Genomic DNA, 12,303 nt, shown 5'->3' on the forward strand with positions numbered 1-12,303 from the left:
TCAGATGGCTGGTGCTTATCGAAATTTAGTTGATTTTCAAAAACGATTGTCCCTTCCAGGTCAGATTATTTCCCAGTTAATGCATTATTTAAATTTTTGAGTGTCATCTTGGTAGCTTAGCGATCGCTCGTCAGCAATATTTTTGAATTTTGACTTTTCACTTTTGACTTTTGCTGCACGACCATTTTCATATTAGCTGGAGGAGCTACTGTTAAACCGCGACGAGTTGGCTTAACGGGACGGTTACTAGCTAATGTGAGATCGTAATTTGACAGGATATTTGCTAATACCAATTTCATTTCAAATAAGGCAAAAGCTGCACCGATACAGCGGCGATTGCTACCACCAAATGGTAAATACTCGTAAGGAGAAAATTGCCGTTCTAAAAACCGTTCTGGAATGAATTTTTTAGGTTGAGGATAGAGATCCTCGCGCTGGTGGGTGAGATAAATAGAAATCACCACGATCGCACCTGACTCCAACTGATAGCCGCCAATTTCCATCGGGACTTTCAGAATACGCGGGAAGGGACTAATCGCGATTGGGTAAATGCGGAGGGTTTCGCAACAAACAGCATTCAAGTAAGGTAATTTAGCGATCGCACTCGGATCGGGATTAGTTCCCAAGGAGTCTATTTCCGCTTGTAACTTTTCTTTGACTTCCGGCAGGCGATCGAGCCAATATAATGCCCAGGCAAGTGCTGAAGCAGTTGTTTCGTGTCCGGCGAATAGCAAAGTTAGCAGTTCGTCGCGCAATTCCTCGTCGGTCATGGGTTGACCCGCTTCATCTCGCGCTGCCAATAGTAAAGAAAGGATATCATCGCGTTGTAGAGACGTTGCCTGTAACATCTCTTCACGTCTTTGTTGAATCTCTGCTATCAACAACTCATCGATTTGCTGTTTCATCTGCAAAAATAGACCCCAAGGACTCCACTTTCCCCAGTTTTTTTGTAGGGATGGGAAGAACAGTACCAAGGAACTTACAGGGGAACTGACGGTTTCTAACATAGAAGTTAGCAATTTTCGCAGGCGATCGTAACGTTCTCCACCATCCAAACCAAAAACAGCGCTGAGGATGACGCGCATCGAGATTTCTTGTGTCGCAGCACGAACGGTTATCGATTGTCCTACTTGCCACTGACTGGTAACTTGTGTAGTAATATCCCAAATAGTTTGTCCGTAAGTTCGCAAGCGATCGCCGTGAAAGGGTGGCATTAATAACTTACGCTGACGCTGATGTTTCATCCCGCCGAGTAAAATTAGCGAGTTTGCGCCCAATAGCGGTAGTAAAATATCGTTACCGCTATTAGTATCAAACAACTCTGGATTTGTACCTAAGACTTGCTCGATCGCGGCTGGATTGCTCAAATATACCATCGACGGCGAAGCATTCTTGGCGATCGCAAAAATATCTCCATACTTCTTCGCCCGTGCTTCCATCACCTCAAACGGGCGTAAGATCCAATTAATAAATCTCAGTCTCCGCAGCCAAGGCGGACCGCTGGGACCATCGGGTAATCGTGTCATAGAGGACAAGAGAGACAAGGGGGACAAGGAAGACAAGGAAGCTATTCTAGCCAATAGCCGCCAGTCACCAATAACTGTTTCATTCTAATACTCCTATAGCTGTAGCGGTTAGCTAATCCAACACGACTGACAACTGACAACTGACAACTGACAACTGATATGTTCTACCTTCCTGTTTCCATATTGCTGTTTATTTTACTATTATTAGTATTTCCTTTTGTTTGGTTTGCCTTAACGCTTGATGTCGTGCAAATAGCAGTAGAAAAATTAGGGTTTTCTGCCAATGCTGCTCTATTTTTATTAGCAGCAATAATTATTGGTAGCACAATCAATATTCCTTTATACAAGGTAGAATCTCAAGTCGAAATTATAGATAGTTACAGCGATCTGTGGGTGCGACAATTTTTTGGTATTCCCCTACCACGTATTCATCAAAAAACCATCGTAGCCTTAAATATTGGTGGTGGTTTAATTCCCGTTCTTTTAGCTTTATATCAATTTCGTCATGCTAATCAACTGGCTATTATTTTAGTCACTGCAATTGTCACAATTGTAAGTTATTATGCCGCCCATGTCGTACCAGGAATTGGGATTCAAATGAATCCGCTGTTGGCTCCTTTAACAGCCGCGATCGCGTCTGCTTTCATCACGAGAGGAATCCACGCCGCACCCGTTGCCTTTGCTGGCGGGGTATTGGGAACTTTAATCGGTGCGGATATATTACACTTAAAAGAAATTCAGCGCATGACACCAGGAGTTCTTAGTATTGGTGGTGCTGGCGTGTTTGATGGAATTGCCTTGTGTGGTTTATTTGCTCTTTTGCTATCGTAGTTTCTAGATTGCTTGGATGTCACGCATATACGATCGCCCTATGAGTTCTCCAGTAGAATCAGCAAAGCCAGAAAAATCATTATTGTCAAACTAAGCGATGTCGGCGATTATCAGTAAATATTGACTCCATGAGATGACTTGAAAAATGAGCATGGAAAACCGTTTAGCAGCCTTTCGTAAATTGCCATTAAGAGCGCAACTAGCTCTAATTAACTCAACTCGCGACAATTCAGTTTTGAGCCAAAACAAAGAATATATCGACAATTTAGAACGCATTCATGCAGAATGTCTAAGCTCAGCAACCCCAGAACAAAAAATAGCCTATGAAAAGGCTAAAGAACATTTATGAAAAGTCAGGTGTAGGGGCGAATTTAGCAAAGAGTTGACGGCTTCAACCCTAAACTTTGCGTCAAAACCCGCCCGTAAACAAATCTCACAAATGACAAATGACAGATGACAAATTAAGTCCAATACAAAACTTTTGCTTGAGGAAAACGCTGTTGAATCTGGCGCTCGAAAAATCTGCGTAACTCTCTCATCATGTCAGAATCGTATACGTATTTCGTGCCACCAAACTTATTGCGCTTGACGCTGCGCTTTGACTCGTCCATGTCTAACTTAGTTTGAGGATACCAAGAAAGCAAAACTTCTTTGGAACCAGGGGTAAAGCGGTGAGAAATTAGTTCAAAAGTCAAATCGCAATTGAAATCTAAGGCTTCGCTAATCGCATCAAATAACTGAGTGTAATGCGATTCCCAGTCTTCCATATCCATAATGGGTGCAATGACTAACCCAACAGGATAACCGCCACCACCTTGCGATCGCGGTAATGCTAGCTTTCTTAACGCCTGCAATCTCGCGCCTACAGAAGCCGTACCACCCTCAAATCTTCCCGATATAGGTGCGGCGTTAACGCTAACGCGACAGCGCGTATGACCGTTGTGAGGCAGCTCTAGTAAGCTATCTACGTTGTCAAATTTCGATACCCAACGCAGATATCCATCTTGGCGCGTCCCGAAGTGGCGGATGCACTCGGCTAAACTACCCGTGAGATGCTCTATCCCTAAAGGATCGGTGTAGCAACTCACCTCAAAACTAGTTGCTTTTCCTTGCTGCTCGTAGGATGCAGTATTGGCTAAAATCTGCGGTAAATTGGCAAAAACGCGAATGACTGGTGGACCTTGCAAGCTTCCAGCTAAATAACAATATTGACAATGTGCCGGACAGCCTTCAGCCAGATGAAACTGCCAGTCAGCCGAAGGAGGAATAGGACTGAGTTTCAAAGCACTTGGTGGTGCGGTGACAACGGCGAGGGTGCGCTTAGCAATATCGTAGGTTTCGCGATCGCTCTCTTTTCTCAAACCTGTCAAACGGTTGCGCGGTAATTCTTCTACTGGTAGGTTGAGCGCCTGTACCCGTGCTAAAATCTGCTGAGCGTATGGTTCTGCTAAAGCTGCGGGAGTAAATATGACCCGTTCTGGCATCCACAATCGCGCCGAACGGACTTGCATTTGCGCAGACGGTTGATTGAATTTGTCTTGTGCGATCGTCATGCTGGAAAAAGTTTGATATTATTTGCACGATCTCTGGTTCCCCTCTGATGATGGGGGGCTAGGGGGGATCTTCGAGTGAGTTGTGTAGTTCTGCGATCCCCCAACCCCCGATGAATTGGGGGCTAAGAAAAGGAAAGATCTATTCTTCGATCGCTCCCTTAATTCGTCGTTCTAGGCGATCGAGATCTAACTCACCTTCATCGCGGACAATCCGGCGAATAGTCGGGTTGATATTTTGCAGATCGATGAGTAAATCTTGTAATATCTCTTGTTGCTGGCGAGACTGGGTAATGTCGCGTGGCTCTTGGACTAAATCCCTGACAATCGAGTCTTCTGCACGCGAAGCCACAACCGGATCGACTTGCCCTTCAAGGTGTACGAATGTCCGCCGTCCTGGTCCCCGATCTTCCTCAATCGGTACAATCGATGTCACTTGGTCGGAACGGACGTACTTGCCATAGCCGAGGTGTACTAGCACCGATGACTGTATTTTCATGCAGTGGATCTAAAGCTGTCTGATGTGATATATCTATTATGACAAAGGTAAAATGCGCCTGAACTATATCTATAGAGCGGGTTTTACGAGTTTTTAGTAGTGTTAGCCGTTAAGCAATAATTCTTTCTTAAGTGACTGACAAAGCGTGTCAGAAGACAGATGTTTTCTCGTAAAATTGCCAACATCATCGTTATAGATGTTTGCAGAAAGAGCCAGTGAGGAAAGTAGATCCGATCGCGCCACTATCAACCCAAGAAATCAGCCCCCAAAAATTATCTCTGGCTGAGTTACTGGTACGGGCTGAGGAAATTGCCGATTTCTGTGCAAGTAACGCTGCGGCAATTGATATCAATGGAGCCTTTCCAGTCAAAGAATTTGAGTCGATCGCCCAAGCTGGTTTACTAGCAGCACCATTACCACCAGAATTAGGTGGACTAGGGTTAGGAATTGACTCTAGCCGTACCTGGGAAACGTTGCAATTGCTCAAACAGATCGGACGCGGGAATCTTGCCGTGGGGCGAATCTATGAGGGACACGTTAACGCCTTACAATTAATTCAAACATTTGGGACGAAAGCACAAATCGAAGCATATGCCAGCGATGCCCGCGATCGCCATAAAATATTTGGCGTATGGAATGCCGAAGCTAGCGATGGCGTGAAAATCTTCCCAATGGGAGATGGCAAATATCAGTTGCAAGGCTCGAAAACCTTTGCTTCTGGTTCTGGCTACGTAGAACGTCCTTTTGCTAGTGGTGCTTTACCAGATGGTAGCTGGCAAATGTGTATCGTCCCGATGGAAGAAGTCGCTACAGTCAGCGATCCGGCTTGGTGGCAACCTTCAGGAATGCGGGCAACGGCAAGCTTTAAGGTAGATTTTAGTGGGGTAGAACTGGATGTTGGGGCGCTGATTGGCAAACCAGGAGACTACTACAGACAGCCTTGGCTAACAACAGGAGTCATTCGATTTGCTGCCGTACAATTAGGTGGGGCAGAGGCATTATTTAACGAAACCCGCAAGTATCTCAACAAATTAGGCAGAACTCTCGATCCGTATCAACAGACGCGGGTAGGGCAAATGGCGATCGCCATTGAAAGCGGTAATCTGTGGTTGCGTGGGGCAGCAGATTTAGTCAAAGCATACGCCCCTACTTTTGCTGGTGATGCCAATACCTCCAACGAACAAGCAGATAAGTTAGTTGCCTATGCCAATATGGTACGCACGGCGATCGAGCAAATCTGCATGGATGTAATTCAACTGTGCGAACGCTGTGTGGGGACGCGGGGTTTACTACCACCAATCCCAATGGAACGGATTATTCGAGATCTGACATTGTATCTGCGTCAACCTGCATTTGATGCGGCGATCGCTAATGTCGGACAGTATGCTCTATCTGAATCCTCGCCTGCACACTCTCTCTGGTCTTATGAGTCCGATAACTAATAAGTCGCTGTTTAGCGATCCGGCTATATTACCTTGGCGTAGTGTAGCTGAAATTGCCACAAAATCCGTATTAGTTATCGCCCCCCATCCCGACGACGAAACTTTAGGTTGTGGGGGTGCGATCGCCCTATTACAGTCTTTAGGGTGTCGGGTCAATGTTTTAGTTATCAGCGATGGTACGATGTCTCACCCGCGATCGCGCCAGTATCCCGCGGCTAAGTTGCGATCGCTGCGCGAAGCCGAAACCCGCACTGCTACAGCGACTTTAGGCATAGAGGTATCTGCGGTAGATTTTCTGAGATTACCGGATGGGGCAATTCCCACTCCAGAAATGCCCGATTTTGCAGCAGCAGTCGAAATGTGTCGCGATCGCATTACAGCCATAAAACCCGATATAGTGTTTCTGCCCTGGCGATTCGATCCTCACTCCGATCACCGCGCTACCTGGGAGATCGTCCATTGTGCCATCGTAGGGACGCACAGCCGTGCGCCCCTACACACCAAACATTCACCTCGATTAATTGAATACCCGATTTGGGATTGGGATGAAACACAAAGAAGCGATCTAGCAACAAGCGATCGCATTACAGCATGGCGGTTAGATATCAGCGATGTTGTCGAACTGAAAAAACAGGCGATCGCAGCGTATCGTTCTCAGACAACAAATCTAATTGACGACGATCCAGAAGGCTTTCGTCTCACGCCAGAAATGCTAGCAAATTTTACCCGTGATTGGGAAGTGTATATAGAAGAAGATCCTCCCTAGCCCCCCTTAAAAAGGGGGGAATAATAAAGCCCCCTTTTTAAGGGGGTTGGGGGATCGAATCTAGGAAGAATGTTTAGAGCAAGATTATGAAACAATCCTTACCAGCCAGTTACTTTGACAATCTTTACACCGCCGATCCCGATCCGTGGAAATTTGAAACCAGCGAATACGAAGCAAATAAATACGCTGCGACACTCGCCGCTTTACCCAGATCGCGCTATCGTTCGGCATTTGAAATTGGCTGTTCGATTGGAGTTTTAACTGCAAAATTAGCCGATAAATGCGATCGCTTATTATCTGTAGACTTATCGGAACCAGCCTTAAACCGTGCTATAGAACGTTGCGAATCTCTCCCACACGTCCGCTTGCAACTGATGGGAGTACCGCAAGAATACCCCGATGAAACCTTCGATCTAACTCTAGTTTCCGAAGTCGGATATTACTGGTGTTGGGAAGACTTGAGAAAAGCACAACAACTGATTCTGTCTCACCTAGAACCAGGCGGACATTTACTCTTAGTTCACTGGACTCTCTACGCCAAAGACTATCCACTCAGCGGCGATGAAGTCCACGAAGCATTTTTAGAACTAGTCCCTACTCAGCTGCGCCATCTCAAAGCACAGAGAGAAGAACAATATCGCCTCGATTTATTTGAGAAAAAGGAAGATGCAAAAGCAGATCTCCACACTAAAGAGTGATGAAGGCTGACGAGTCTCGCATTGAAATAGAACTATAACAACTAATACTAGAATTGCGATCGCTATTTCAAGGGTCATTTGTGATGCCTAACAACAAATGACCAACGACCAATGACCAATGACCATTTTTGCATATGCCTTTATTAACTGTAGATGAACTCAAAAATTTAGTTGCAAAAGCTAAACCTCCCTGTGTCTCCTTGTATATGCCAATGCAAAAAGGAAGTACAGAGGTTAGACAAAATCCAATTCGGTTCAAGAATCTCATTCGTCAAGCTGAGGAACGCTTAGATGCAATAGGAATTCGCCATACAGAAGCAGTAGACTTCCTCAAAGCTGCTCGCGAACTAGATACACCTGAATTTTGGGAAGAACATCAAGAGCGGGGACTAGTTATCTTTATCTCCCCAGATGTCTTCCGTTACTATCTACTGCCTGACGAAGTTCCAGAAATTGTAGTAGTTGATGGTCAATTTCACCTCAAACCGCTACTACCCCTCATTCAAAATAATGGGCGATTTTACGTGCTGGCGCTAAGTCAAGATAACGTCAGATTTTTTCAAGCGACGCGCTACAGCATCAAAGAAATTGAGGTGGAAAATCTACCCAAAGATTTACAAACAGCACTGCAATACGACGAAACTGCTGGAGAAGGACAACAGCGAAATGCTACAGGCAGAGGAACTAATCCAGCATCACAACCTGGCGAATTTCACGGTCAAGGAAGCCCCGATCGCGACGAACACCAGAAGGATATTTTACAATTCTTCCATTTAATCGATCGCGCTTTACACCCAAAACTCAAAACTGCATCAGCACCTCTCGTTCTAGCAGGTGTAGAATACCTATTTGCCATTTATCGCCAAGCTAATAGCTACCAACATTTGGTAGAAGAAGGCATTAATGTCAATGTAGATATTGTCAAGCCGGAAGAACTGCGCGATCGCGCTTGGTCGTTGGTAGAACCGCAGTTTCTCCAGGCACAGCAGCAGGCAATGGAGCGATATCAAGAATTAGCAGGAGCTAGTACGGGCAAGGCTTCTGACGACTTAACAGAAATCGTTCCCGCCGCTTATTACCAACGAGTAGATTCTCTCTTTGTCGCTAGCGATCGCCAGCTTTGGGGTGATTTCAATACAGAGACAATGGCAGTGAAATTACACTCAGAACCCGAACCAGACGATGAAGATCTGCTCGATTTTGCTGCCGTCTACACTCTCTTGAATGGTGGTACGGTTTATGCTCTTGCACCAGAGGATTTACCTACCTCTGCCCCAGCAGCAGCTATTTTCCGCTTCTAAGCGAATAGAATTCGTAGTGGTTTCTCTGTACGCTCCTACCAGCAATCCTTTTGGACGACTATAAGTCGTGACTCGACAAACAAAGTCCGCCTGCGCGGACTTTGTTTGTCTAGCTGCGAATTCTATTTGCCTTTAGGGATTTTAGACAGTTGCCTGACTAGTTGCTACATTGCCATTATTCACAACATTATTCGAGTTTGAACTTTCCAAATTTGAATTATCCGAGGTCAAATTTTCCAGAATTGGCTTACGAGTTTTCAGATCGAATTTGTAACCGTGGGGCAAAATGTGCAGTCTTGAGCCACATATTGCCAGCGGTTCATCTTTTAAGATCTCGCCTACGTTAGTGTAAGTTGCTTCTGATTCATCAACTATAGTGACAGAACCTTCCCCAATCACTTCAAATTGACTATCGGTTACTACCATAGCAGTATTTTCGTCAATCCCAAATCCCAGAACGGCTGGTTGCTGTGCTAATGCCGAAATTAAGCGTCCTAACCGTCCCCGTTGAGAAAAATGCTGATCTATCACCACTCCTGGTAAAAATGCCATTCCTGGTCCCAATTCCACGGTATCCATGCGAGGATGAGTTTCTCCGTCTCCTTCAACAATCATCACATCTGGCATCACCGCCGCACCCGCACTCGTACCTCCTATGACCACTCCTTCCCCAAAGCGCTTGTGAATGAGTGCATCTATGTCTGTATCTTTGAGAATATCGGTGATCCGGGCTTGGTCGCCGCCAGTAAAAAAGATTCCCGTGGCTTTTTCGATCGCTTCTATAGCAGTAGAGGATCTAGCATCTTCACGGGTTTCGGTGTCAATTATACGAGCATCTTCCGCGCCCAGACGCTCAAAGACTCTGATATAGTTTTCTCCTACATCTCTCGGTAATTCCGTGGCTGCCGTCATAATCACAATTCGTGCTTTTGTTCCCCCAGCACGGCGCACGAATTCCCGCAAAACTTGGCATTCACCTTCTTTATCTTCTGCACCGCCAATAATGACTAGCGCTCCCCGATTGTTACTCATATTCGTATCCATACCATACTTTAAGTGAGTATTCTCAAGAAAACATAACAAATATTCTAGTTAAAACCGTCTTTTGGTAGATTTCGATACAGAATCATTAAAAATAATATAGTAAGCATATTCGGGTGCGATCGCCACGGACAAAAAAAGACCCCTTGTAAAGGGTCTACGTCCAGTAATGTAATTCTTAGTTTTAATTGCGATCGCGCTGATAGACTAAATCGCTGAGAAAAGAGCGTGCTTGTGCCAGAGAAAGATGTCGAGGCTTACCATTAAATACAATTTGGTACTCTTTTTCATTTGCACCGTCACCGTAGCCGGAAATCAATTTGCGGTGAAAAGCTTCCTCCGCCAGATATCGGACTTCGTTTCTTAGATCGGTTGCTGTACCTTTCATATGTCAACGATTCCAAACAATTTATTTATTCTTTTATTTATATATAATTTTCGCTTGCCCTTACACCTTTCCAAAGTTGTATTTTTCGCTACCGTATTATCTGCTATAAATTGCAAGTGGGAATATATCAATCGGATGATGCTGTGGTTATTTGTCATTCGTCATTCGTCATTCGTCATTCGTCATTCGTTTTTACAAAGTTTGAACATCTATAGAAAGTGAGTAGCGAACAGAAGTCGGAAGCGGAAGTCAGAAGTCATACTCTCTGCTCCCTGCTCCCTGCTCATTGCTCCCGAATAACTGAAAAAAGGAGGATAAAAATGGTAATAGATACAAGTACTGATGTCGTGCGCGTTAATGCTAGAAAGACCGATATATTCGATCTATTCAACTTCAAACATTCCATTGGTTCTAATCACGATTTAAATAGGGCAGCATGTACTTTTGATTTTGCTTTGACGGGGTATCGAGAACCACTAGAAATCGCAGATTACGTAGAAAAAATCAGCGATCGCTATCCTCACCTGCGCGAGGAAAAATACGAATCTTACGCTCATTTGTTTGCACGGACATTATCAGAAGTTAGCAAACTCGATATGGGTTTGCACTTCCACTGTTGGAACGTAAAACCGTTAGAACGAGGGGCAAGAATTAGCATTCAGTCGCTCCATACTAGAACGACGCGATCGGTTATTTACTTCGTCTGGGATTGGTTTGAAGCCATGACATTAGATGAAGAAATTGCTTTTGACGAACAGATGCGGAATTTACAAAATATCTTTCGTCGATCTGTTTATGGTGGTCCTACCGTCTACTCGCTCTTGCGCAAAGCTAACGAAAAAGGTATTCCTGCTTTTTATTTGTGGGATGAAGGACTGATGCAATACGGCTACGGTCGCAAGCAAGTGCGTGGCATAGCAACCACATTTGACGGCGACAGCCATATAGACTCGGACTTTACCACCCGTAAAGATGACTGTAAAGCTTTTCTAGCCACCCTTGGCTTTCCAGTTCCAGGCGGAGAAATCGTCACTAGTCGCGAGGGAGCTTTAGATGCAGCGGAGGATATTGGCTATCCCGTCGCCATCAAGCCTGTTGTCGGTCATAAAGGGATTGGCGTAACCGCCGATGTCAGAGACTCTGAGGAGCTAAGAGCTGCTTTTAATCGCGCTGTCAAAGCAGTTCCAGAAGAACAGCCAATTCGGATCATTGTCGAAAAAAGCATCTCTGGTGCTGATTTTCGCTTGCTGTGCGTCAACGGTCGATTTGTCGCGGCGACCGAACGCCGTCCCGCTTCGGTTGTTGGGGATGGATATTCAACGATTTCAGAACTGATCGATCGCGAAAACCGTTCCGATGCACGTAGAGACACGCCAACTTCTGCCATGAGTAAAATCCAGCTCGATGAAGCAATGGATATGTATTTGGAGGAGCAAGGCTTATCTCTTGACAGCGTTATTAAAGAGGGACGGAGAGTGTATTTGCGTAAAGTTGCCAACCTTTCCTCTGGTGGTGTAAGTATTGATGCCACACCTACAGTTCATCCTGATAATATGATTCTGGCGCAAGATGTCGCCCAGCATTTTCGCCTCACTTGTTTGGGAATCGATGTCATTTCTGAAGATTTGGCAAAATCTTGGAAAGATAGCAGCTTTAGCATTCTCGAAATTAATGCTGCACCTGGGATTTTTATGCATCTTAACCCCGCCGTAGGCGAGAGCGTTGACGTACCTGAAAAGATTTTAGAAACCTTTTTTGACGGAGGAACTGAAGCTAGGATACCGATAGTTACCTTTAACCGAATTAAGGTAGCGGAACTACAAACAACTATCGACCAAATTTTATCTCACCACCCCGATTGGGTCATTGGTGCTGTGTGTCGAGATGGCGTTTATATCAACCGTGCAGAAAAGATTTTGCATCGAGATTACAATACAAACGTTCAAAATTTGTTGCGCAATCCCAAACTCGATCTACTAATAGTCGAGTATGAGGAAGATGTTTTAGCAGCTCAAGGGATGTTTTATTACGGCAGTAATATGGTTGTTTTAGATAATCCCACAGAAATTGAAATGATGTTGGCGCGAGATGTTTTTGAGGACTCTACTATAATCATCAAGCAGGGAGATCGTGTTTCAATTCGCCGTCAGGGATTACTCGAACAATATACTTTGGGTGTAGATGAACCATTTAGCCGAGTGTATTTGAAGGAAATTCCGACAATTTTGTAGTCGATCGCTGATGCTAATTTACTTTTTGAC

At 44.9% G+C, this 12,303-nt stretch carries 12 protein-coding genes; 7 read left to right on the plus strand and 5 right to left on the minus strand.

The genetic code is table 11. The annotated features are described in order from the left end of the window. Positions 1–116: 116 nt before the first annotated feature. A complete protein-coding gene (locus ACRC32_RS07000; protein ID WP_438553291.1) occupies positions 117–1,526 on the minus strand; it encodes a cytochrome P450 in 1,410 nt (469 codons plus the stop codon). A gap of 159 nt (positions 1,527–1,685) precedes the next feature. On the opposite strand from ACRC32_RS07000, the gene ACRC32_RS07005 reads away from it, so the two are divergent. Both ACRC32_RS07005 and ACRC32_RS07010 read left to right on the plus strand, forming a co-directional pair. After that, positions 1,686–2,357, plus strand: a complete 672-nt coding sequence (locus tag ACRC32_RS07005) for a DUF1614 domain-containing protein (protein WP_438553292.1) — start codon at positions 1,686–1,688, stop codon at positions 2,355–2,357. Between the two features lie 151 nt (positions 2,358–2,508). Beyond that, entirely contained in the window at positions 2,509–2,706 is a 198-nt protein-coding gene (locus ACRC32_RS07010; RefSeq protein ID WP_438553293.1) for a hypothetical protein, read from the plus strand. A gap of 112 nt (positions 2,707–2,818) precedes the next feature. On the opposite strand, the gene ACRC32_RS07015 is transcribed toward ACRC32_RS07010, so the two are convergent. Continuing rightward, positions 2,819–3,910, minus strand: a complete 1,092-nt coding sequence (locus tag ACRC32_RS07015; protein ID WP_438553294.1) for a spore photoproduct lyase family protein — start codon at positions 3,908–3,910, stop codon at positions 2,819–2,821. Positions 3,911–4,049: 139 nt separating this feature from the next. After that, positions 4,050–4,406 carry a hypothetical protein gene (locus ACRC32_RS07020; protein WP_015153152.1) on the minus strand — a complete coding sequence of 119 codons (357 nt, stop codon included), beginning with the start codon at positions 4,404–4,406 and terminating at the stop codon, positions 4,050–4,052. 215 nt (positions 4,407–4,621) lie between these two features. Between ACRC32_RS07020 and ACRC32_RS07025 the strand changes: the two genes are divergently transcribed. From ACRC32_RS07025 to ACRC32_RS07040, 4 genes are all read left to right on the plus strand, one after another. Next, on the plus strand, positions 4,622–5,848 hold the full coding sequence (locus ACRC32_RS07025; protein ID WP_438553295.1) for an acyl-CoA dehydrogenase family protein: 1,227 nt from the start codon (positions 4,622–4,624) through the stop codon (positions 5,846–5,848). Further along, positions 5,832–6,614, plus strand: coding sequence for a PIG-L deacetylase family protein (locus ACRC32_RS07030; RefSeq protein WP_438553296.1), 783 nt, complete (start codon positions 5,832–5,834; stop codon positions 6,612–6,614). Before ACRC32_RS07025 ends, ACRC32_RS07030 begins: the two co-directional genes overlap by 17 nt. Positions 6,615–6,700: 86 nt before the next feature. Then, on the plus strand, positions 6,701–7,312 hold the full coding sequence (locus ACRC32_RS07035) for a class I SAM-dependent DNA methyltransferase (RefSeq protein ID WP_438553297.1): 612 nt from the start codon (positions 6,701–6,703) through the stop codon (positions 7,310–7,312). 134 nt (positions 7,313–7,446) lie between these two features. Further along, positions 7,447–8,613 carry a baeRF7 domain-containing protein gene (locus ACRC32_RS07040; protein ID WP_438553298.1) on the plus strand — a complete coding sequence of 389 codons (1,167 nt, stop codon included), beginning with the start codon at positions 7,447–7,449 and terminating at the stop codon, positions 8,611–8,613. A gap of 141 nt (positions 8,614–8,754) precedes the next feature. On the opposite strand, the gene ACRC32_RS07045 is transcribed toward ACRC32_RS07040, so the two are convergent. Both ACRC32_RS07045 and ACRC32_RS07050 read right to left on the minus strand, forming a co-directional pair. Further along, entirely contained in the window at positions 8,755–9,645 is an 891-nt protein-coding gene (locus tag ACRC32_RS07045) for a cyanophycinase (protein WP_438553299.1), read from the minus strand. Between the two features lie 193 nt (positions 9,646–9,838). After that, on the minus strand, positions 9,839–10,042 hold the full coding sequence (locus tag ACRC32_RS07050) for a hypothetical protein (RefSeq protein ID WP_250015822.1): 204 nt from the start codon (positions 10,040–10,042) through the stop codon (positions 9,839–9,841). A 320-nt stretch (positions 10,043–10,362) separates the two neighbouring features. Between ACRC32_RS07050 and ACRC32_RS07055 the strand changes: the two genes are divergently transcribed. Next, positions 10,363–12,273 carry an ATP-binding protein gene (locus tag ACRC32_RS07055; protein WP_250015814.1) on the plus strand — a complete coding sequence of 637 codons (1,911 nt, stop codon included), beginning with the start codon at positions 10,363–10,365 and terminating at the stop codon, positions 12,271–12,273. Positions 12,274–12,303 lie beyond the last annotated feature (30 nt).

Origin of the sequence: Chroococcidiopsis sp. (assembly GCF_051657925.1) — a bacterium.
GTDB lineage: Bacteria > Cyanobacteriota > Cyanobacteriia > Cyanobacteriales > Chroococcidiopsidaceae > Chroococcidiopsis.

Excerpts from the sequence above, each read along its gene's own strand:
- ACRC32_RS07000 (WP_438553291.1), bottom strand. The coding sequence starts at position 1,526 with ATGACACGATTACCCGATGGTCCCAGCGGTCCGCCTTGGCTGCGGAGA.
- ACRC32_RS07005 (WP_438553292.1), top strand. The coding sequence starts at position 1,686 with ATGTTCTACCTTCCTGTTTCCATATTGCTGTTTATTTTACTATTATTA.
- ACRC32_RS07010 (WP_438553293.1), top strand. The coding sequence starts at position 2,509 with ATGGAAAACCGTTTAGCAGCCTTTCGTAAATTGCCATTAAGAGCGCAA.
- ACRC32_RS07015 (WP_438553294.1), bottom strand. The coding sequence starts at position 3,910 with ATGACGATCGCACAAGACAAATTCAATCAACCGTCTGCGCAAATGCAA.
- ACRC32_RS07020 (WP_015153152.1), bottom strand. The coding sequence starts at position 4,406 with ATGAAAATACAGTCATCGGTGCTAGTACACCTCGGCTATGGCAAGTAC.
- ACRC32_RS07030 (WP_438553296.1), top strand. The coding sequence starts at position 5,832 with ATGAGTCCGATAACTAATAAGTCGCTGTTTAGCGATCCGGCTATATTA.
- ACRC32_RS07035 (WP_438553297.1), top strand. The coding sequence starts at position 6,701 with ATGAAACAATCCTTACCAGCCAGTTACTTTGACAATCTTTACACCGCC.
- ACRC32_RS07040 (WP_438553298.1), top strand. The coding sequence starts at position 7,447 with ATGCCTTTATTAACTGTAGATGAACTCAAAAATTTAGTTGCAAAAGCT.
- ACRC32_RS07045 (WP_438553299.1), bottom strand. The coding sequence starts at position 9,645 with ATGAGTAACAATCGGGGAGCGCTAGTCATTATTGGCGGTGCAGAAGAT.
- ACRC32_RS07050 (WP_250015822.1), bottom strand. The coding sequence starts at position 10,042 with ATGAAAGGTACAGCAACCGATCTAAGAAACGAAGTCCGATATCTGGCG.
- ACRC32_RS07055 (WP_250015814.1), top strand. The coding sequence starts at position 10,363 with ATGGTAATAGATACAAGTACTGATGTCGTGCGCGTTAATGCTAGAAAG.